The organism is Actinacidiphila cocklensis, from assembly GCF_907177275.1.
In the GTDB taxonomy this organism is placed as follows: domain Bacteria; phylum Actinomycetota; class Actinomycetes; order Streptomycetales; family Streptomycetaceae; genus Actinacidiphila; species Actinacidiphila cocklensis.
The window spans coordinates 241,882-261,177 of the sequence record NZ_CAJSLV010000092.1 but is presented as its reverse complement, the minus strand read 5'-3'; the positions used below and the strand labels follow the sequence as shown (position 1 = coordinate 261,177).

19 protein-coding genes and 1 pseudogene are annotated in these 19,296 nt (G+C 72.9%); 6 read left to right on the top strand and 14 right to left on the bottom strand.

The features are described 5' to 3' along the window. The first annotated feature begins 76 nt into the window (after positions 1–76). The 4 genes from nhaA (at position 77) to NFU81_RS33515 (ending at position 3,351) form a co-directional block, all read left to right on the top strand. Entirely contained in the window at positions 77–1,468 is a 1,392-nt protein-coding gene (nhaA, locus tag NFU81_RS33530; protein ID WP_251498730.1) for a Na+/H+ antiporter NhaA, read from the top strand. A 92-nt stretch (positions 1,469–1,560) separates the two neighbouring features. Beyond that, entirely contained in the window at positions 1,561–2,064 is a 504-nt protein-coding gene (locus NFU81_RS33525; protein ID WP_251498728.1) for a phage holin family protein, read from the top strand. Between the two features lie 13 nt (positions 2,065–2,077). Continuing rightward, positions 2,078–3,034 (top strand): alpha/beta fold hydrolase, encoded by a 957-nt coding sequence (locus NFU81_RS33520; RefSeq protein ID WP_251498725.1) that lies wholly within the window; start codon positions 2,078–2,080, stop codon positions 3,032–3,034. A gap of 137 nt (positions 3,035–3,171) precedes the next feature. After that, complete coding sequence (locus NFU81_RS33515) at positions 3,172–3,351, top strand: hypothetical protein (protein ID WP_251498723.1); 180 nt, start codon at positions 3,172–3,174, stop codon at positions 3,349–3,351. Between the two features lie 45 nt (positions 3,352–3,396). Here NFU81_RS33515 and NFU81_RS33510 read toward each other — a convergent pair whose 3' ends face one another. From NFU81_RS33510 to nth, 3 genes are read right to left on the bottom strand one after another with little or no spacing between them, the layout of a single operon-like run. Then, the gene (locus tag NFU81_RS33510) at positions 3,397–4,596 is read right to left on the bottom strand and encodes a MarP family serine protease (RefSeq protein ID WP_251498721.1); all 1,200 of its coding nucleotides are present in this window, start codon (positions 4,594–4,596) and stop codon (positions 3,397–3,399) included. 48 nt (positions 4,597–4,644) lie between these two features. Continuing rightward, complete coding sequence (locus tag NFU81_RS33505) at positions 4,645–5,355, bottom strand: NUDIX hydrolase (RefSeq protein WP_251498718.1); 711 nt, start codon at positions 5,353–5,355, stop codon at positions 4,645–4,647. Continuing rightward, positions 5,352–6,188 (bottom strand): endonuclease III, encoded by an 837-nt coding sequence (nth, locus tag NFU81_RS33500; RefSeq protein ID WP_251498716.1) that lies wholly within the window; start codon positions 6,186–6,188, stop codon positions 5,352–5,354. Before nth ends, NFU81_RS33505 begins: the two co-directional genes overlap by 4 nt. 265 nt (positions 6,189–6,453) lie before the next feature. Here nth and NFU81_RS33495 point away from each other — a divergent pair, with 265 nt between their 5' ends. Next, positions 6,454–7,128, top strand: coding sequence for a Crp/Fnr family transcriptional regulator (locus NFU81_RS33495; protein ID WP_033174884.1), 675 nt, complete (start codon positions 6,454–6,456; stop codon positions 7,126–7,128). Between the two features lie 154 nt (positions 7,129–7,282). On the opposite strand, the gene NFU81_RS33490 is transcribed toward NFU81_RS33495, so the two are convergent. The 11 genes from NFU81_RS33490 to NFU81_RS33440 form a co-directional block, all read right to left on the bottom strand. Beyond that, a complete protein-coding gene (locus NFU81_RS33490; RefSeq protein ID WP_251498713.1) occupies positions 7,283–8,173 on the bottom strand; it encodes an alpha/beta hydrolase family protein in 891 nt (296 codons plus the stop codon). Positions 8,174–8,176: 3 nt separating this feature from the next. Further along, the gene (kynU, locus tag NFU81_RS33485) at positions 8,177–9,391 is read right to left on the bottom strand and encodes a kynureninase (RefSeq protein WP_251498710.1); all 1,215 of its coding nucleotides are present in this window, start codon (positions 9,389–9,391) and stop codon (positions 8,177–8,179) included. After that, complete coding sequence (locus NFU81_RS33480) at positions 9,384–10,220, bottom strand: tryptophan 2,3-dioxygenase family protein (RefSeq protein ID WP_251498707.1); 837 nt, start codon at positions 10,218–10,220, stop codon at positions 9,384–9,386. Before NFU81_RS33480 ends, kynU begins: the two co-directional genes overlap by 8 nt. 135 nt (positions 10,221–10,355) lie before the next feature. Further along, positions 10,356–11,246, bottom strand: coding sequence for a DUF3152 domain-containing protein (locus tag NFU81_RS33475; protein WP_251498704.1), 891 nt, complete (start codon positions 11,244–11,246; stop codon positions 10,356–10,358). A gap of 241 nt (positions 11,247–11,487) precedes the next feature. Then, positions 11,488–11,901 carry a DUF3151 domain-containing protein gene (locus tag NFU81_RS33470; RefSeq protein ID WP_251498701.1) on the bottom strand — a complete coding sequence of 138 codons (414 nt, stop codon included), beginning with the start codon at positions 11,899–11,901 and terminating at the stop codon, positions 11,488–11,490. A gap of 194 nt (positions 11,902–12,095) precedes the next feature. Beyond that, positions 12,096–13,118 carry a class II fructose-bisphosphate aldolase gene (gene fbaA, locus NFU81_RS33465; RefSeq protein ID WP_251498698.1) on the bottom strand — a complete coding sequence of 341 codons (1,023 nt, stop codon included), beginning with the start codon at positions 13,116–13,118 and terminating at the stop codon, positions 12,096–12,098. Positions 13,119–13,355: 237 nt separating this feature from the next. After that, positions 13,356–13,898 (bottom strand): orotate phosphoribosyltransferase, encoded by a 543-nt coding sequence (gene pyrE, locus NFU81_RS33460; RefSeq protein ID WP_251498696.1) that lies wholly within the window; start codon positions 13,896–13,898, stop codon positions 13,356–13,358. 107 nt (positions 13,899–14,005) lie between these two features. Next, positions 14,006–14,809, bottom strand: a complete 804-nt coding sequence (locus tag NFU81_RS33455; RefSeq protein ID WP_251498693.1) for an aldose epimerase family protein — start codon at positions 14,807–14,809, stop codon at positions 14,006–14,008. A gap of 122 nt (positions 14,810–14,931) precedes the next feature. Further along, complete coding sequence (locus tag NFU81_RS33450; RefSeq protein ID WP_251498690.1) at positions 14,932–15,801, bottom strand: SRPBCC family protein; 870 nt, start codon at positions 15,799–15,801, stop codon at positions 14,932–14,934. A 209-nt stretch (positions 15,802–16,010) separates the two neighbouring features. Continuing rightward, entirely contained in the window at positions 16,011–17,597 is a 1,587-nt protein-coding gene (locus tag NFU81_RS33445; RefSeq protein ID WP_251498687.1) for a polyamine aminopropyltransferase, read from the bottom strand. A 90-nt stretch (positions 17,598–17,687) separates the two neighbouring features. Beyond that, positions 17,688–18,209 carry a DUF2617 family protein gene (locus NFU81_RS33440; protein WP_251498685.1) on the bottom strand — a complete coding sequence of 174 codons (522 nt, stop codon included), beginning with the start codon at positions 18,207–18,209 and terminating at the stop codon, positions 17,688–17,690. Between the two features lie 394 nt (positions 18,210–18,603). On the opposite strand from NFU81_RS33440, the pseudogene NFU81_RS33435 reads away from it, so the two are divergent. Continuing rightward, positions 18,604–19,227: pseudogene (locus NFU81_RS33435) on the top strand (aminotransferase class I/II-fold pyridoxal phosphate-dependent enzyme); the annotation flags it as partial. Positions 19,228–19,296 lie beyond the last annotated feature (69 nt).

Sequence of the window (19,296 nt, the reverse complement as noted above, 5' to 3'; positions counted from 1 at the left end):
GCGCCGGGAAGTCTGGTCGGCACACAGCACACCTGTGTCCGCAGCCGGTTGAACGACTCCCAGGAGGCCGCCCCCCGTGTCCGACCCGAGGCGCCGTCGCACCGCCGTCCTACTGGGCCGGCTGTCCCTGCCTGAGCGGAACTTCCTCGCCGACGCGCTGCGCACCGAGACCGTGGGCGGCGTTCTGCTCCTGCTGGCCGCCGTGGCGGCACTCATCTGGGCGAACACGCTGCACCACAGCTACGAGGCGGCCGCCGACTTCCACTTCGGGCCGTCCGCGCTCGGCCTGCACCTGTCCGTGGAGCACTGGGCGGCCGACGGCCTGCTCGCGGTGTTCTTCTTCGTCGCCGGCGTCGAACTCAAACGCGAACTGGTCGCCGGCGAGCTGCGCTCACCGGCGGCGGCCGCACTGCCCGTCATCGCCGCGGTGTGCGGCATGGCGGTGCCGGCCCTGGTCTACACCGTGGTCAGCGGCGCCGGCGGCGGCTCGCTCAAGGGCTGGGCCGTCCCCACCGCCACCGACATCGCCTTCGCGTTGGCCGTGCTCGCCGTGATCGGCACCGCTCTGCCGGCCGCGCTGCGCGCGTTCCTGCTGACCCTCGCCGTCGTCGACGACCTCATCGCGATCCTGATCATCGCCGTCTTCTTCACCTCGATGATCAACTTCGCGGCGCTGGCCGGTGCCGCCGCCTGCCTGGTGCTCTTCTGGCTGCTGCTGCGCATCGGAGTGCGCGGCTGGTACGTCTACGTGCCCCTCGCGCTGGTCATCTGGGCACTGATGCTCAACAGCGGGGTGCACGCCACCATCGCGGGCGTGGCCATGGGCCTGATGCTGCGGTGCACCACCCGGCCGGGCGAGAGCCAGTCCCCCGGCGAGCACGTCGAACACCTGGTGCGACCGCTGTCCGCGGGCCTGGCCGTACCACTGTTCGCGCTGTTCAGCGCGGGTGTGGCGATCTCCGGGCAGGCGCTGGCCGACGTCTTCACCAGGCCCGAGACGCTCGGGGTGTTCATCGGCCTGGTGGCCGGCAAGACCATCGGCGTCTTCGGCGGCACCTGGTGCGCCGCCCGCTTCACCCGCGCGGAGCTGAACCCCGACCTGACGTGGCCCGACGTCTTCGCCGTGTCGGCGCTTGCCGGTATCGGCTTCACCGTCTCGCTGCTGATCGGCGAACTGGCCTTCGACGGCCACCCGCTGCTCACCGACGAGGTCAAGGCCGCCGTGCTGGTCGCGTCGGCCGTCTCCGCGGTGCTGGCCGCGGTCCTGCTCAAGCTGCGCAACAACACCTACCGCCGGCTGTACGACAACGAGGAGCGCGACGAGGACGGCGACGGCATCCCCGACATCTACGAGGAGAACGAGCCCGAATACCACCTCAGGATGGCCGAGATCCTGGAGCGCAAGGCCGCGGAGCACCGCAGGCTCGCCCAACTGGCCCGCCGCAACGGCGGACCTGACACCATCTGAGGCATGATCGGATCAGCGAACGGGCGGAGCGCCGGTGTCCGACCGGGACCCGTACCGCCCCCGCAGGGGACGACGGAACGACGGAGGACGCGATGAGCGAGGCCCACAACGGTGACAGCCGCAGTATCGGGCAGCTTTTCGCCGCCGCCACGGCGGAGATGAGCGCCCTGGTGCACGACGAGATCGCGCTCGCCAAGGCGGAGCTGCGGCAGGACGCCAAGCGCGCGGCGTTCGGCAGCGGGGCGGTCCTCGGCGCGCTGGCGCTCGCCTTCTTCTCCGTGCCGATGCTCAGTTTCGCCGCGGCGTACGGCCTCCAGGCGCTCGGACTCACGCTGGGCTGGTCGTTCCTGATCGTCTTCGGCGGCTACGTGGTGCTGGCGCTGCTGCTCGGCGCGTTCGCCTACGGGCGGTTCAAGAAGGTCAAGAAGCCGGAGCGCTCGATCGCGTCGGCGAAGGAGACCGCGGCGGTGCTGCAGAAGGCCAGGCCGCACCCGCGCGAGCTGGCCGACGGCGGCGTGCCCGCGCTGCGCAGCGGAGCCACGGAGTCCTCACGCGTCCTGCCCACCCGGGACGCCACGGCCGACGCGAAGATGTGACACGCTCTGGAGCATGAACCTCGCCGACGGGTCGGGAAACCCGTGGAAAAAAGGCGGGTCGAGCGCGTCGGTGGCCCGGCCCGACGGCCCATGGACGCATCGCGACGTGGCTGCCAACGGCGCCCGCTTCCACATCGCCGAGGTCGGTGACGGGCCGCTGGTGCTGTTCCTGCACGGCTTCCCGCAGTTCTGGTGGACCTGGCGGCACCAGCTCACCGCGCTGGCCGACGCGGGTTTCCGCGCGGTGGCGATGGACCTGCGCGGGGTCGGCGGCAGCGACCGGACGCCGCGCGGCTACGACGCGGGCAACCTGGCCCTCGACGTGACCGGGGTGATCCGCTCCCTCGGCGAGGCGGACGCCGCTCTCGTCGGCCACGACCTGGGCGGATACCTGGCCTGGACGGCCGCGGCGATGCGGCCCAAGCTGGTGCGCCGGCTCGCGGTCAGCTCGATGCCGCACCCGCGGCGCTGGCGTACGGCGATGCTGACCGACCTGCGGCAGAGCCGCTCGGGGGCGTACATCTGGGGCTTCCAGCGGCCGTGGCTGCCCGAACGGCAGCTCGTCGCGGACGACGCGGCGCTGGTCGGGCAGCTGATCCACGACTGGTCGGGTCCCTCGCTGCCGGACGACGAGGCGATCGACGTCTACCGGCGGGCGATGCAGATCCCGTCGACCGCGCACTGCGCGGTGGAGCCGTACCGCTGGATGGTGCGGTCGATGGTGCGTCCGGACGGCATCCAGTTCAACCGCAGGATGAAGCGGCCGGTCAGGGTGCCGACACTGCATGTGCACGGTTCGCTCGATCCGGCGATAAGGACGGGCAGCGCGGCGGGCAGCGGGGAGTACGTGGAGGCGCCCTACCGCTGGCGGCTCTTCGACGGCCTCGGGCACTTCCCGCACGAGGAGGACCCGGCCGCCTTCTCCGCCGAGCTGATCAACTGGCTCAAGGACCCGGAACCGGACCGCTGACCCCGTCCGAAGCCCCCGTCCGAGTCCCTGCCCGAGCCGGTACGACAAAAGTATGATCGTTAAAATGCCGGACGCATACGCCAACCGGACCAGCAAACGGCGATTACCGACCACGAGGCGCGGGCACTTAGGTCGGTATGGGTTGGACGCACGACTACCGTGATGTGTCACGGAATCGCCGAAGTACTTCCGCTGCCGTCAGCACTACGACGCCCATGGACCTCTTCCCGCCGGGCGAGGTCCCGCTGGGCATTCCCCGCATCCTCAGGCGCCGGGCCAGGTGGGTCGGCGCCCGGCTGCGCCATCCGCGCGACTGACACCCGCCGTGCCGCGCCGGGGGAAGGCACCCCGGCACGGCCGGCTCACAGCGCGCAGCTCTCGCTGTCCACCTGCCGGTCCGCGGTACGTCCCGCGGACGCGTCAGGGGCGATCTCGTCCGCGGTCAGGGCGTAGCCGGTGTTGGAGTCGTCGAGCGACTTGGCGAAGACCACCCCGGCGACCTTCCCTTCCGGGGTGAGCAGCGGGCCGCCGGAATTGCCCTGCCGGACGGTCGCGTAGAGCGAGTAGACGTCCCGGTGGACCGTGCCGCGGTGGTAGATGTCCGGGCCGTTGGCCTGGATACGGTCGCGGACACGGGCGGCGCGCACGTCGAAGGGGCCGTTCTCCGGGAAACCCGCCACGATCGCGTCGTCGCGCGTGCGCTCGTCGGTGGTGGCGAAGTGCAGCTCGGGCGCCTTGAGCCCCGGCACGTCGAGGACGGCGATGTCGCGCTGCCAGTCGTAGAGCACCACCCGGGCGTCGTGCAGCTTGCCCTTGCCGCCGACCTGCACGGTGGGCTCAGAGACGCCGCCGACGACATGCGCGTTCGTCATGACCCGGTCCTTGGCGAAGACGAAGCCGGAGCCTTCGAGCACCTTGCCGCAGCCGGGCGCGGTGCCGACCACCTTCACGATGCTGCGCCGGGCGTTCTCCACGACGGGGCTGTTGACCAGCGCGGGATCCGGCGCGGGCACCGAGGTGATCGACTCGGAGCCGAAGGTGCCGAAGACCTGCGGCAGGCCGTTCTGCGCCAGCGTGGAGCTGAAGTCGGTGAACCAGGTGTCGGCCTCCGCCGGGACCACCCGCGAGACCCCGAGCAGCACCTTCGAGGACCGAACCTCGCGGCCTATCGTCGGCAGCGCTGTGGTGGCCAGGGCGCTGCCGATCAGCCACGCGACCATCAGCATCGCCAGCACGTTGACCAGCGCGCCGCCGCTCGCGTCGATCGCCCGGGCCGGCGACCAGGTGATCTTCGTACGGACCTTGTTGCCCAGATGGGTCGTGAACGCCTGCCCCACCGACGCGCACACGATGACGATGGCCACCGCCGACACCACGGCGACGGAACCGGGGGTCGCGTCGCCGGTCGCCTTGTCCCACACCAGCGGGAGCAGGTAGATCGCGACGAGGCCGCCGCCGAGGAAGCCGATCACCGACATGACGCCGACGACGAAGCCCTGCCGGTAGCCGATCACGGCGAACCAGGCGGCGGCGAGGATGAGCAGGAAGTCCAGCACGTTCACGGGGAACACGGTCTCATGGCGACCTGAGCGCGTGGGACCGTACGGTTGTCACAGGTGCTCGGGGCGGCCGAGCGGGACCGTACGCTCCCGGTCCCAGGGCAGCTCCCAGCCGGCGAAGTACAGGATCTTGTCGATCAGGCCCGCCGTGAAGCCCCACACCAGGGCGTCCTGCACCAGGAACGCCGGGCCGCGGAAGCCGCTGGGGTGGACGAGGGTGGCGCGGTTCGCGGGGTCGGTGAGGTCGGCGAGCGGGACCCGGAAGACCCGGGCGGTCTCGGCCGGGTCGACGACGCCGACCGGGCTCGGCTGACGCCACCAGCCGAGCACCGGCGTCACCACGAAGCTGCTGACCGGGATGTAGAGCCGCGGCAGCACCCCGAAGAGCTGCACTCCCGCAGGGTCGAGGCCGGTCTCCTCCCGGGCCTCGCGCAGCGCGGCCCGCAACGGCCCGTCACCGTCGGGGTCGCCGTCCTCCGGGTCCAGGGCGCCGCCGGGGAAGGACGGCTGGCCCGCGTGCGAGCGCAGGGCCGCGGACCGCTCGATGAGCAGCAGGTCGGGCACGGCGGCCCCGCCCGCGCCCTGGTCCTCGCCGAAGAGGATAAGCACCGCGGACTGGCGGCCCCCTGCCGCGGGCGGCAGGAACCGGCTCAGCTGCTCGGGACGTATCCCGTCCGCCGCGTCCGCGACCGGGCGGAGCCAGCCGGGCAGCCCCTCCCTGCTGACCGTCACCCCCGCCCCCGTCCCCCGTGCCTGCGTCATGAGGCCGCCAGCGGGGGCGCGGGCTGCCCCGGATAGTCCGGCGGTGGCTTCAGGCGCTGGCCGGGTGCGCCGCCCTTCTCGTACTTGAGCAGCTTCTTCGCCTTCTCCGGGTCCATCTCGCCCTCGCCGTACGAAGGGCACAGAGGTGCGATGGGGCAGGCGCCGCAGGCGGGCTTGCGGGCGTGGCAGATCCGGCGGCCGTGGAAGACGACGCGATGCGACAGCATCGTCCACTCCGACTTCGGGAAGAGCCCCGCGACGTCCTGCTCGACCTTCTCCGGGTCCTCGGAGGTGGTCCAGCCGAAGCGCCGGGACAGCCGTCCGAAGTGGGTGTCCACGGTGATCCCCGGTACGCCGAAGGCGTTGCCGAGGACAACGTTGGCCGTCTTGCGGCCGACGCCGGGCAGCTTGACCAGGTCTTCGAGGCGGCCGGGGACCTCGCCGCCGAAGTCGTCGCGCAGCGCCGCGGACAGGCCGAGCACCGAGCGGGCCTTGGCGCGGAAGAATCCCGTGGGCCGCAGGATCTCCTCCAGCGCCGTCGGATCGGCCGCCGCCATCGCCTCCGGCGTCGGATACAGCGCGAACAGCGCCGGCGTCGTCTGGTTCACCCGCAGGTCGGTGGTCTGCGCGGACAGCACGGTGGCGATCAGCAGCTCGAAGGGATTCTCGAAGTCCAGCTCGGGGTGGGCGTACGGATACACCTCGGCCAGTTCGCGGTTGATCCGCCGGGCCTGCCGCACCAGTCCCGTATGCGTCTGCGCGACCTTCGCCTTCTTCTTGACCGCGGCACCGCCGGCCGCGGTCCCGCTCGTCGCGCCACTACTCGTCGCCATGCCGCCAGACTACGGGCCGCCACCGACACCCGGCGGAGATCCGTACCGCCGGTGTCGGCGGCCCCGTCCCGGCGGGTGTTCGCTGACAGCGGAATCCACCCTCGCGGCCACCCGTTCAGCCGCCACCGACACCTCACCGGACGCCCAATCGGACCCCCGGAGCACGGATACGGCCCCGGATACGACATCCTTGTGATTGATCGCACTGCTTTGAGACGTCATGCATCATGGGGACATCCCAGCGATGCCGACAAGGAGAGAGCTCGTGGACGACGTTCTGCGCCGTGCCCCGCTTTTCGCGGCGCTCGACGACGAGCAGGCCGCTGAACTGCGTGCCTCCATGACCGAGGTCACGCTCGCGCGTGGCGACTCGCTGTTCCACGAGGGCGACCCCGGGGACCGGCTGTACGTCGTCACCGAAGGCAAGGTGAAGCTGCACCGCACCTCGCCCGACGGCCGGGAGAACATGCTGGCCGTGGTCGGACCCGGCGAGCTGATCGGTGAGCTGTCGCTCTTCGACCCCGGCCCGCGGACCGCCACCGCCACCGCGCTGACCGAGCTGAAGCTGCTCGGCCTCGGCCACGGTGACCTGCAGCCCTGGCTGAACGTACGGCCCGAGGTCTCCACGGCGCTGCTGCGCGCCGTCGCCCGCAGGCTGCGGCGGACCAACGACGTCATGTCCGACCTGGTCTTCTCCGATGTGCCCGGACGTGTCGCCAAGGCGCTGCTCGACCTCTCCCGGCGCTTCGGCGTGCAGTCCGAGGAGGGCATCCACGTCGTCCACGACCTCACGCAGGAGGAGCTCGCGCAGCTGGTCGGGGCGTCGCGCGAGACCGTGAACAAGGCGCTTGCCGACTTCGCGGGACGCGGGTGGCTCCGCCTCGAAGCGCGTGCGGTGATCCTGCTCGACGTCGAGCGGCTGGCCAAGCGCAGCCGCTAGCGCTCTGCGGCGCCCTTCTGAGGGGGTGCCCCTTGCGGTGGGCGGTCGGCTTTCCCCCGGTGGGGGTTACGCGCGCAGTTCCCCGCGGCGGCTAAGGCAAGCGCGCAGCGCAAGGGGCACCCGCCCCCGCCCCCCTGGCAGGGGAGGCGGACGGCTACCAGGCGAGTTGGGCGATCTCGTCGGCGACAGCCGACACCGCCGGGGCGGACGGGTCGATCAGCGGGAAGTGCCCGGTCCCGGGCAGCCACGCCGTGACGACCTCCTCCCCCGCTGCCGCCGCCGCGCGGGCGTACGCGTGGCTGACCTGCGGCGGGACGTCGATGTCAGTGGTGCCGTGCACGATGGTGACCGGGATGCCGGTGGGAAGCAGCCCGGCGGGGTCGACGTGCGGAAGCCGGGCCGTGAGGTGGTCGGGGCCGCCGAGCAGCTCGATCACGGCGTCGGAGCACACCCGCAACCGCATCGCGGAGGTGAAGTCGGCTATCGGGGCCAGCGCCACCACGCCGCGCAACGGGGGAGGTGCGGGGCGGTGCCAGCGGGACTCGGGGGGCAGCACGTGCCGCGCGGCGGCCCACAGCGCCAGGTGGCCGCCCGCGCTGTGCCCGGTGAGCACGACGCGGCGCGGGTCGACCTGGTCCGCGCCGAGCGCCTGTACGGCCAGTGCGGGCAGCGCGTCGACGGCGGCGGCCACGTCGTCGAAGGTGTCGGGCCAGCGCCCGGCGGCGGAGGCCTTGCCGGGGGCGCCCGTGCGGTATTCCACCGACGCCACCGCGAAGCCCTGCCGGGCCAGGTGCGCGGCCAGCGGGGAGATATGCGCGCGGTCGTAGCGTGCCCGCCAGGCACCGCCGTGCAGCACCGCGACCAGCGGCGCGGGACGGGCGTCGCCGCCGCGCGCGGGGGCCGGACGGTAGAAGTCGACCAGCTGCCCCTGCTGGTCGCCGTAGCGGGCGGTGGCGTCCGCGGGCACGGGTGCGTGCCGGAAGGCCGACGCCTCCTCCGCCGCGGCCTCGGACCGGGGCGGGGGCACGGCGGAGTCGGCAGCCATCGGTCAGGCGGTCCCTTCGATCACGTCGGCCAGTACGCGCGCGGCGCGCAGCGCGTCCGCGTAGCGGGTGTAGAGCGGGGTGAAGCCGAAGCGCAGCACGTCGGGCCTGCGGTAGTCGCCGACGACGCCCCTGGCGGTCAGCTCGCGCATCACCTCGGCGGCGTCCGCGCAGCGCAGCGACACCTGGCTGCCGCGTTCCCGGTGCGCGGCGGGCGTGACGGAGTCGACCCGGCCGGGCGGCAGCAGCGCGGCCGTGCAGTCCAGGAAGAAGTCGGTCAGCCCGAGGCTCTTGGCCCGTACGGACTCGGTCGTCACGCCGTCCCAGACGTCGAGGGCCGCGTCGAGGGCGAGCAGCGAGAGGATCTCCGGGGTGCCGACCCGGCCGCGGGGCGCACCCTCGGCGGGCTCGTAGCCGGGCGACATGCCGAAGGGGTCGGCGTGCGAGTTCCAGCCGGGCAGCGGCGAGTCGAAGCGCGGCTGCAGCTCGCGGCGTACGTAGAGGTAGGCCGGCGAGCCGGGGCCGCCGTTGAGGTACTTGTAGGTGCAGCCGACCGCCAGGTCGACCCCGTCGGCGTCCAGCGCCACCGGCAGCGCGCCCGCGCTGTGGCACAGGTCCCACACGGCGAGCGCGCCCGCCGCGTGCAGGGCGGCGGTGGTGCCGGCCAGGTCGTACAGCCGCCCGGTGCGGTAGTCGACGTGGTTGACCAGGGCGGCTGCCGTCGAGGCGCCTGCGGCCGCGCCGATGTCGGCTGCGGGCACGGGCCGGACGGTGCGGCCGGTCAGCCGGGCCGCGGAGGCGGCGATGTAGCCGTCGGTGGGGAAGGTCGCGGCGTCCACCAGGATCTCGGTCCGCCCGGGCGGCGCCATCCGGACCGCGGCGACCAGCGCCTTGAAGACGTTGACGCTGGTCGAGTCGCCGACCACGACCTGCCCGGGGGCGGCGCCGACCAGCGGGGCGATACGGTCGCCGATCCGCTCGGGTGCGGTCCACCAGCCGCTCTCCTCCCACGACCTGATCCGCAGCTCGCCCCACTCGCGGGTGACGACGTCGGCCAGCCGCGGCAGCACCCCGGTGGACAGCGCGCCCAGCGAGTTGCCGTCGAGGTAGACGGTGGCGTCGTCGAGCGCGAAGCGGTCGCGTACGGCCGCGAGCGGGTCGGCGGCGTCCAGGGCGGCGGCGCGCGAGGTCAGCTCGGGCCGGCGGTTCGGGTCAGACATGGCTACGGGCCGTCCACAGCTCGGGGAAGACGTTCTTCGTGGCGCGCTTCTCCAGCCAGGCCACCCCCGCGGAGCCGCCGGTCCCGGTCTTCGCGCCCATCGCGCGGCGGGTCGCCACCAGGTGGTCGTTGCGCCAGCGCCACACGTATTCGGCGACGTCGGTGAGGGTCTCGCCGAGCCTGATGAGGTCGGAGTCCTGGTCGTCGGCGGCGTAGACGCGCTGCCAGGCCCGTTCGACCTCGGGGTGCGGCTCGTAGCGCAGCGACGGGTCGCGGTCGAGCACGGCGGCGGGGATGGCGTAGCCGCGCCGGTCGAGCAGCCGCAGTACCTCGTCGTAGAGGCTCGGCTCGGTGAGGGCCTTCTCCAGTTCCGCGTGGGCGCTGGGGGTGCCGCGGTGCGGGACGAGCATGGACGCGGACTTGTCGCCGAGCAGGAACTCCAGCCGCCGGTACATCGCGGACTGGAAGCCGGAGCCCTCGCCGAGGGCGGAGCGGTAGGCGTTGAACTGCCCGGGGGTGAGGTGCGCGATCGGCTTCCAGGATGCGTTCAGCGACTCCAGCTCCGGCAGGCTGCGGTGCAGCGCCGCCATGGCGGTCGGCAGGTCGTCCTGGCGCAGCGCACGCGCCGCGGTGGTCCATTCGTGGACCAGCAGGGTGAACCACAGCTCCATGACCTGGGTGGTGACCAGGAAGGCCATCTCGCCGGGCTCGTCGGACAGCGGGTGCTGCAGATGGGTGAGCACGGACGCCTGTACGTAGTCCTCGTACGGCGTGCTGCCCTCGAACGAGAGGTTCGGGGTCGCCGCCTCGTCGATCGGTGTGTCGGACATGTCTACCTCCAGAACGGGTCGCCCGGGATCACCGGGCCACGCCGCGATCATCGGCGGTGCGGACGAATCCGGCAAGGCCCGGCCTCCCGCGGCGTGCCGCCGCAGGAGGGTCGCGCGGCCGGCGGGCGCCGCAGGTCACGCGACGGGCGGCCCGGAGATGTAGCGCCCGCGGGCGTCGTAGGGCCACTGGTTGGCGGTGCAGCCCTTGAGGCCCTTGATCTGCTGCATCATCACCGGCGCCGGCTTGCCCGGTCCCGGGCAGCCCTCGTGGTGGTGGCCGATGCGGTGGCCGACCTCGTGGTTGATGATCAGCGCGCGGTAGCCCTCGATGGGGCCGTCGAACTCGGGCGAGCCGAGCATCCAGCGCTTGAGGTTGACGACGACGGTGGCGCCGACGTCGCAGTTGACCTCGCCGCGGGTGAGCAGGCCCGCGGCACCGCAGATGTCGTCCACGGTGTCCGGTGTCGCAACCTTGATCACGAAGTCGGCGGGGCCGGAGGAGACCAGCTGGAAGCCGTCGTGGCCGTCGGCGGTCCAGCCGCGCGGGTTGGCCAGGATGGCGGCGATCTCGTGGGCCGCGTCGGTGGCCGACAGCGAGATGCCGCCCTCGACCTCGACCTTGTAGCGGCGGATGAGGCCGTGCCCTGAGGCGCTGCCGTCGGCCCTGGCGGTGCTGAAGGTGCCGGTGCCGGACTTCGGCACGGACGTGGGCGGCGGCGGCGAGGGCGTGCGGGTCGGGCGCGGCGGGGTGCTCGTGGCGGTGCGGGAGGGGGACGGCCGGGCGGAGGGGCTGCGGCCGCCGTCCGCGGCCGCGGAGGACGGCGGGGTGGTGGTGGCCGTGGCGGACGCCTTGATGCCGTCGTCCAGCACCGCGGAGCCCGCGGTCTCCTGGGTCTTGTGCCAGGCCGCGTATCCGGCGGTGACGACGACGAGGAGGACGACACCGAGCGCTAGCGGCCCGGCTATCGCGGCGCGGCTCTTCGCCCGCCGGCGTCCATGACGATGCCGGCTGCGTTGTGCTGCCAAGACTCCCCCTGCGGCCGCGCAGCCGGCCCACGGCCCCGGCTCCTGCTCCGGCCCCCCATGGCTTATCCGTGCTGCGTGTGGACATGTGGTCGGACACACACGTGTACGACACGAAGAACACCGCCAAGAATCGCACACAGGTACGTGGCTATGCCACGCGCCACCCCTCTGTGGCAGGACTGCAACATTGGGCGGCGGGCGGCAGGCGGCCGCAGGGGGGCCGGGGCGGCCCCCGGGGGACTCAGCTCAGGGTGTCGGCAGCGGTCGGCGAGCTGTCCCGCAGGAAGGCGGTGCAGCGCTCGTACTCGTCCTCCTCGCCGATGGCCTGGGCTGCCCGGCCGAGCGCGTGCAGTGCGCGCAGGAAACCGCGGTTCGGCTCGTGCTCGAACGGCACCGGGCCGTGGCCCTTCCAGCCGGCCCTGCGCAGCGCGTCGAGGCCGCGGTGGTAGCCGGTGCGGGCGTAGGCGTAGGACTCCACGACGCTGCCCGCCTCGAAGGCGTCGTCGGCAAGCTGTGCCCAGACCAGCGAGGACGCCGGGTACTTCTTCGCGACCTCGGCGGGCGCGGTGCCCGAGGCGAGCAGCTCGCGCGGCTCCGGGTCGTCGGGCAGGTGGGTGGGGGCGGGACCCCCGAGCAGATTCTCGTGATTGGCCATGGGTTCCAGTCTGCCCGAGCCGGCGTGCGAAAGGACCCCGGGCAAGGTTGCCTGGGGTCCTTTCGGGGTCTCACGGCCCTGCGGGCGGCGGCCGGTGGGCCGGGCAGCGCCGGTGGGCCGGGCAGCGGCCGGTGGGCCGGGCAGCGGCCGGTGGGCCGGGCAGCGGCCGGTGGGCCGGGCAGCGCCGGTGAGGACTACTTGCGCTTGTTGCCCGCCGAGCGCAGGTTCTCCGCGGCGACGACGACGCGGGCGGCCATGCCCGCCTCGGCCGCCTTGCCCCACACGCGCGGGTCGTAGGCCTTCTTGTTGCCGACCTCGCCGTCGACCTTCAGCACACCGTCGTAGTTGGCGAACATGTGCCCGGCGACGGGACGGGTGAAGGCGTACTGCAGGTCGGTGTCGATGTTCATCTTCACGACGCCGTTCTCCAGCGCCTCGTTGATCTCCTCGAGCGTGGAGCCGGAGCCGCCGTGGAAGACGAAGTCGAAGGCGTTGGCCTTGCCGTACTTCTGCGCCACCGCGTCCTGGAGCTCCTTGAGGATGCCCGGGCGCAGCACCACGTTGCCCGGCTTGTAGACGCCGTGGACGTTGCCGAAGGAGGCGGCCAGCAGGTAGCGGCCCTGCTCGCCGAGGCCGACCGCCTCGACGGTGCGGAAGGCGTCGTCGACGGTGGTGTAGAGGTTGTCGTTGATCTCGTGCGAGACGCCGTCCTCCTCACCGCCGGTCGGGGTGATCTCCATCTCCAGGATGATCTTGGCCTTGGCCGCCTGGGCCAGCAGCTCCTTGGCGATGGCGAGGTTGTCGTCCAGGTTCTCGGCGGAGCCGTCCCACATGTGGGACTGGAACAGCGGGTTGCGGCCGGCGTCGACACGCTCCTGCGAGATCGCCAGCAGCGGGCGGACGTAGGCGTCCAGCTTGTCCTTCGGGCAGTGGTCGGTGTGCAGCGCGACGGTGACCGGGTACTTCTCGGCGACGATGTGAGCGAACTCGGCGAGCGCGACCGCGCCGGTGACCATGTCCTTGCTGTACTGGCCGCCCAGGAACTCCGCGCCGCCCGTGGAGATCTGGATGATGCCGTCGCTCTCCGCCTCGGCGAGGCCGCGCAGCGCGGCATGCAGCGTCTGCGACGAGGTGACATTGATGGCCGGGTAGGCGAACCTGCCCGCCTTCGCCCGGTCGAGCATGTCGTTGTAGACCTCGGGGGTTGCGATGGGCATCGTTTCCGCTCCTCAGATTCCGCGGGGTGGTGGTGCTGGCGTGGCGACGTCATCGTCGGCCCTATCTTCCCATTCCCGAACGGATACACCACCTCGGTACGGAGCCTGTCGCGGACCGCCCGCCGCATGTTTCACGTGGAACATCACGGAGCGCACAAAACCGCAGGTCAGCGCACCGCTGGGAAGAGGTCGCCGGGGCCGCCGCCGACCGGGATGCGGACGGCGGCGGCGAGCAGATCAGCCCAGATCGAGGTCGGCCAGCGAATACGCGGCGAGATACGGCAGACCCGCCTGCGTAACCTTCGGCTCCGCGCCGCGGTCGACGATCACGGCGACCGCGACCACCTCGCCGCCCGCTTCCCTGACCGCCTCGACCGCGGTCAGCGGCGAGCCGCCGGTGGTCGAGGTGTCCTCCACCACCAGCACCCGGCGGCCCTTGACCTCCGTGCCCTCGATACGGCGCTGCAGCCCGTGCGCCTTGTTGGCTTTGCGCACCACGAAGGCGTCCAGCCGCTTCCCGCGCGCCGCGGAGGCGTGCAGCATCGCTCCGGCCACCGGGTCGGCGCCCAGTGTCAGGCCGCCGACCGCGTCGAAGTCCAGGTCAGCGGTCAGGTCCAGCATCACCTGTCCGGCCAGCGGTGCCGCCTCGCCGTCCAGCGTGATGCGCCGCAGGTCGATGTAGAAGTCGGCCTCCAGCCCGGAGGAGAGGGTCACCTTGCCGTGCACCACGGCCTTGTCCTTGATCTGCTGCAGCAGGGCACTGCGTACGTCGTCACTCATGCCCACAAGTATCCGGCCCCGCGACCGGGCGCACGCAGCGCCGGTCGCGGGGCCGGTTCCGTTCCTCGGGGGCGGATCCCCTGGTCGGGCAGGGGCGGGTGCCCGGGTCAGCCGATCCGGTGCCAGGTCCAGACGGTGGAAATCTCCAGCGGGTCGATCGGGGTGACCAGCCGCGGTGCGGTGTTCAGGCCGTTGGGCGGGCCGGACTGCGGCTCGACGCACACCGCCTCGGGCTGCTCGTCGTAGATCACCGCCCACTGTGCGGGGCTGCGCACCTCGAGCCGCATCTCGCCGGGCCAGGTCAGCGTCACGTCCACCCCGTCGGGCATGCCGAAGCAGTCGTCCCAGGGGCCGGGCTTGGGGTCGATGCGGTTGCCGTTGGGCAGGTGGTTGCTGCCGCGCTCCTCCTGCCACTCCGCGCTGAACGCCAGCTCGACGTCCTGCCCGCCCTGGCCGAGGTTGCGCCGCCACCACGGGTGCCAGCCGGCCTGCGCGGGGAAGGAGTCCCCGCCCGCCGGCGCCTCGACGCTCATCGTCAGGGTCACCGAGTGCGGTGCCAGCTCCACGGTGTGGGTGACCCGTCCCGGGTAGGGCCAGGGGTCGGCCAGGTCGAAGTAGTAGGCCGCGGTCGTGGCGGTCGCTGGGGCCGCCTCCTGCCAGGCGACGTGCCGCCCGGTGCCATGGATCGCGTGCGGGGGCGCGTCCACCGGGAGCTGGTGGGTGACACCGCCGTTGCGGAAGACCCCGTTCTCGGTTCTGCCCGCCCACGGCACCATAAGAAAGGCGCCGAATCGGTCGCCCTGGCGCAGGAGTTCCGTCCCCGCGACCCGCAGGGAGGCGATCCGGCAGCCGTTCCCGGGCTCCAGGATCAGTTCGGCGTCGCCCGCCGTCAGCTTCGTCTGGTTCTCCACGCGACGAGCGTAGCGGGCGGGTGCTCTGACGTTCACTTATGGTCCGGCGAGTGGGTGGTGGCGGCGAGCTGACGCCGTCTCGCGGGACGGCCGGCCGACGCGGTTGCCAGGGCGCTCCGAGCTCAGCCGCGGCGCCGCAGCACGCGGCCCACGACGACCGCGGAGGCGACCAGCGCCGCGGCCACCGGTGCCGCCCAGCGCAGGGTGGCCGCCGCGGACGAGCTGTCCGGCGCGGGCACGGGTGCGTACCGCCCGCGCGGCGGCGCGTGGTCGACCTCCTCCGCGCTGCGGCCGATCATCGTCCGGCGGGCGTGCGCGGCCTCGGCGGGCGGTACGAGGTCGTCGAGCGCCGCGGCGCTCTCCGGGACCTCCACCTCGACCTCGACCAGCTCGAAGTCGTCGAGGTCGGCGGGCTGCCCCGGCTCCCCCAGGTCGTCCACCACGTCCGGCTCGGGCTCGCCGGCCGCGTCGTCCGGCTCCGCGGGTACGGCCTCGGGTCCTGCCGCGTCCTGCGGTGCGTCCTGCGGCGCTTCGTCGGCCTCGTCCTGCGGTACGTCCGCGTCGCGCGCCTCGGCGGCCGGGGCGTTCGCCGCCAGCTCGGCACAGAAACGGTCCAGCAGCCGCCGTACGGCCGCCTCCACCGCCGCGGGCTCGTACGTCGCGAGCCGGCCCTCCGCCTGCGCCTCGCCGCGCCAGACGACCGTCACGCCGGCCTCGGGCTGCACCGCCGTCACCACGGTGACCTCGGCGGTGGCCGTGACGCTCCCGCCGCCGCGCACCTCCGTGCCGGCCGCCCGCACCGTGAAGCCGGGACCGTCGCCGCTGACCGTCACGGTGCCGCGGTAGGTGATCGTGGAACCGCCGACCCGCAGCCGCAGCCGCCCCTCGGCGGCGCCGTCGGGCGCCTCCCCGGCGTCGGGCTGCCAGCCGGGCAGGCTGGCCCGCACCACATCCGGCGTGCGCAGCGCCTGCAGCAGACGCACGGTGGTCATGCCCGGAACGAAGGACTCATGCTCCATGCGGCGGAGCCTACCCACCAGCGCGCCCCCTTGACGTTTCCGCGACCCGCACTTTTTCCCCGGCGCCCCTGCCCCGCCGTTCCCGAGCCGCTCCCGCGCGTTCCCGAGCCGCCTGTCCCGCCGTTCCCGAGCCGCCTGCCCCGCCGCTCCCCAGGCGCTTACGACGCGCGTTCCCGGGCCGCCTACGACGCCGGTATCCGCGGCCGCAGCAGCGTCGACGGCGGCAGCGAGCGGCTGGGCCGGGTGGTCAGCGGCGCCCGGGCGGCCAGCCGCAGCACCGGCGGGGTGAGCGTCGGCGGGGTACCCGGGGGCAGGGCGAGCGGCGGAGCGGCGGCCCGGGCGGCCAGCAGGTAGGCCTGGTCGGGCGCGTCCCCGGGACCGCCTGGGGCCACCGGCAGCCAGTACGGCGAGGTGTGCAGCCCCACCGCCCGTACGGTCGCGTCGATCGTCCAGAAGGTGCGGGCCGAGCCCGCCGCCGTACCCGCCCGGACGGCGAGCCGGCCGCCGGGGGCCAGGGCGCGGGCGGCGAGGCCGTAGAACTCCTGCGAGTACAGCTTGGCGCTGCGGGAGACCCCCGGGTCCGCCAGGTCGGCGACGATCACGTCGTAGGTCCCGCCGGCGTCACCGTGGTGCAGGCGGCGCAACCAGTCGAAGGGGTCCGCGGTGACCGCTCGCACCCGGGGGTCGGCGTAGGCGAGGCCGTTGAGGGCGGTCAGGCCCGGGTCGGTGCGGGCCAGCCGCAGCAGCTCGCCGTCCGGCTGGACCGCGCTGACCTCGGCGACGTCCCCGTACCGCAGTACCTCGCGCAGGGCCAGGCCGTCACCGCCGCCGAGCAGCAGGACCCGGGTGTGCGGGCCGTTCATCGCGGGGTGGACGAGTGCCTGGGCGTAGCGGGCCGTCGCGGTGCCCGCGACCCGCAGCCGGCCGTCGAGGTAGAGCCGCAGCGGGCGGCCGCCGCTGCCGCCGCCGGTCAGCACGATCTCCTGGACCGAGCTCTGCTCCGCGACCCGCACGTCGCTGCCGTAGACCGCCCGCCGGGCCGCCCGCTCGAAGGGTCCTGCCGCGACCGCGGCACCGGCGAGCACAGCGAGCACCAGGACGTTGGCGACCAGCAGCAGGCCGCGGGCGCGCCGGCTGAGGTCGCCGCGGAAGAGCCACAGCACGGTCGCGCCGCCGGCCGCCGCGTTGACCACGCCGGTGGCCAGCGCGCCGGTCAGCTGCCCGAAGTGCGGCAGCAGCAGGAAGGGGAAGGCGAGCCCGCCGACGAGCGCGCCCACGTAGTCGGCGGCGAAGAGGTCGGCGACCGCGCCGCCCGCGTCCTGCTGCCTGATCCGCTGCACCAGCGTCATCAGCAGCGGCACCTCCGCCCCGGTCAGCACCCCGATCGCGAAGGCGCAGCCGACCATCGCGGGCGTGGCCTGCCCGAACCAGGCGAAGAAGCCGTAGAGCACCATCACCGACAGGCCGCCGACCAGGGCGAGTCCGGTCTCGACGGCGGCGAAGGCGGCGGCGGCCCGGCCGCGTAACCGTTTTGCCAGCAGCGAGCCGAAGCCCATCGCGAAGACCATCACCGACAGGATCACCGAGGCCTGGGTGACCGAGTCGCCGACCAGATACGAGGCCAGGGCGACGAGTTCCAGCTCGTAGACGAGCCCGCAGGCGGCGCAGACGAAGACGGCGGCGAGCACCAGCGCGCGGGCCGCGGCCGCGGGCACCGGTAACCGCAGGCCGAGTCGCGGGGCCTCGTTGCGATGGCGCTGGTCGATCATGAGTGCACGCTATGTCAGGGTCGAGGTGCCACCGGTCACCCACAGGGGTGCAATCGGCGGCTCCGGGCGGCGGACCGGGGCGGTATCGGGTCAGTCCAGCGCGTTCACCCGGGTCCTGGTGGTGACCAGCCGCCCCTCCTGCGGATACGCGTGCCAGGTGCGCCAGCGCACGCCCCCCTCCGCGTACTGCACCAGCATCGCGGTGAAGGCGTGCGGGTCGCCGGGGAAGGTCCCGGCCAGGCCGTGCGGGTGGTCGGCGACCAGCGCGAGCAACTCCTGCGCCCGGCCAGCGAAGGAGCCCTGCGACAGCGTCTCGATGCGGGCCGCGAATTCGTAGTCCCACACGCCCACCCGGCGTGCCACCCCGAACGGCAGCGGCGCCCGGCTGCCCGGCATGCACGCGACCGTCTCCGAGCACTCGCCGCGCCCGGCGTCGACCAGGACCTGGTGCGAGGCGCCCAGCAGGCGTAATTCGACCTTGGCCCGCAGCCCGCGGCCGTCGCCGACTTCGACGTTGAGCACGGCGAGCGCGGGAAGCGCGTCTTTGCCGAGGCACCAGGCGAGATCTCCCGCGCGGGTGTCGGTGTACGAGGTTTGCAGGGTGGTGAGCATGGGTCGGCTCCGCAAGCACGCAGTGGATCGAGCACGCAGTGGATGTGATGGGCCGCTCCACGCGCCCAATTGACAGGGCGCGCGTCGGCTCGTGCCCACGTGGGGTCCGCTGGACCCGAACGGTCCCGGCTCGAAATGGGTCCGAGACCTACGGAATCATGAATCACGGGTCGGCTTCAGGGTTTTTACCCATCTGTGTGCACTTTCCATCCCTTGGAGCGCCGACGAGTTCACGTGTTCACCCGCATCCGTCCCACTGCTCCCGCACACCCCTGCCGGCACACACGAGCGGCGCTCACCGCGGTGCTCGCGGTGGGCGCGCAAGACGGCTCGCCCGAGGGCGCGGGACGCTCAGCCCGCGGCGCCGTTCCCGGTCAGCGCGAGGAACTCCGCCCGGGAGACCGCGATCGCCGAACTCGCCGTCGAGCGCGACCTCCTCGTCGTGACCGACGAGGTCTACGAGCACCTGGTCTTCGACGGCACGCACACCCCGCTGATCTCCCTCCCCGGCATGGGCGACCGCACGGTCTCCATCTCCTCGGCGGGCAAGACCTTCTCCTTCACCGGCTGGAAGGTCGGCTGGGTGACGGGCTCCCCCGAACTCGTCGCGGCCGTCCGCACGGCGAAGCAGTTCCTGACCTACGTCGCCTCAGGCCCCTTCCAGTACGCCATCGCGGAGGCCCTGGCCCTGCCCGACACGTACTACACCGGCATCCGCGACGACCTTCTGACCAAGCGCGACCTGCTCGACGCCGGCCTGCGCGACGCCGGCTTCGCCGTGTACGAGCCGCAGGGCACGTACTTCATCACCACCGACATCGCCGAGCTCGTCCCGGACACCGACGCGTTGACCTTCTGCCGCTCGCTGCCCGAACGAGCCGGCGTCGTCGCCGTCCCCAACTCCGTCTTCTACGACCACCCCACCGCGGGCCGCACCCAGGTCCGCTTCGCCTTCTGCAAACAGGAAAAGGTGCTGGCAGACGCCGCCACCCGCCTCCGCGAGGCGTTCAACGGCTGAGCGCCGAGCGTTCCTCCCTTTCCCCTGCGGCATGCGGCAGGCTGCGGCACCATTTTCGGGGAGGCCGTC

What these genes read in the sequence shown, in the direction of transcription:
- NFU81_RS33525 (WP_251498728.1), top strand. Translation starts at nt 1,561, where the DNA reads ATGAGCGAGGCCCACAACGGTGACAGCCGCAGTATCGGGCAGCTTTTC.
- NFU81_RS33520 (WP_251498725.1), top strand. Translation starts at nt 2,078, where the DNA reads ATGAACCTCGCCGACGGGTCGGGAAACCCGTGGAAAAAAGGCGGGTCG.
- NFU81_RS33515 (WP_251498723.1), top strand. Translation starts at nt 3,172, where the DNA reads ATGGGTTGGACGCACGACTACCGTGATGTGTCACGGAATCGCCGAAGT.
- NFU81_RS33505 (WP_251498718.1), bottom strand. Translation starts at nt 5,355, where the DNA reads ATGACGCAGGCACGGGGGACGGGGGCGGGGGTGACGGTCAGCAGGGAG.
- nth (WP_251498716.1), bottom strand. Translation starts at nt 6,188, where the DNA reads ATGGCGACGAGTAGTGGCGCGACGAGCGGGACCGCGGCCGGCGGTGCC.
- NFU81_RS33490 (WP_251498713.1), bottom strand. Translation starts at nt 8,173, where the DNA reads ATGGCTGCCGACTCCGCCGTGCCCCCGCCCCGGTCCGAGGCCGCGGCG.
- kynU (WP_251498710.1), bottom strand. Translation starts at nt 9,391, where the DNA reads ATGTCTGACCCGAACCGCCGGCCCGAGCTGACCTCGCGCGCCGCCGCC.
- NFU81_RS33480 (WP_251498707.1), bottom strand. Translation starts at nt 10,220, where the DNA reads ATGTCCGACACACCGATCGACGAGGCGGCGACCCCGAACCTCTCGTTC.
- NFU81_RS33470 (WP_251498701.1), bottom strand. Translation starts at nt 11,901, where the DNA reads ATGGCCAATCACGAGAATCTGCTCGGGGGTCCCGCCCCCACCCACCTG.
- fbaA (WP_251498698.1), bottom strand. Translation starts at nt 13,118, where the DNA reads ATGCCCATCGCAACCCCCGAGGTCTACAACGACATGCTCGACCGGGCG.
- pyrE (WP_251498696.1), bottom strand. Translation starts at nt 13,898, where the DNA reads ATGAGTGACGACGTACGCAGTGCCCTGCTGCAGCAGATCAAGGACAAG.
- NFU81_RS33450 (WP_251498690.1), bottom strand. Translation starts at nt 15,801, where the DNA reads ATGACCACCGTGCGTCTGCTGCAGGCGCTGCGCACGCCGGATGTGGTG.
- NFU81_RS33445 (WP_251498687.1), bottom strand. Translation starts at nt 17,597, where the DNA reads ATGATCGACCAGCGCCATCGCAACGAGGCCCCGCGACTCGGCCTGCGG.
- NFU81_RS33440 (WP_251498685.1), bottom strand. Translation starts at nt 18,209, where the DNA reads ATGCTCACCACCCTGCAAACCTCGTACACCGACACCCGCGCGGGAGAT.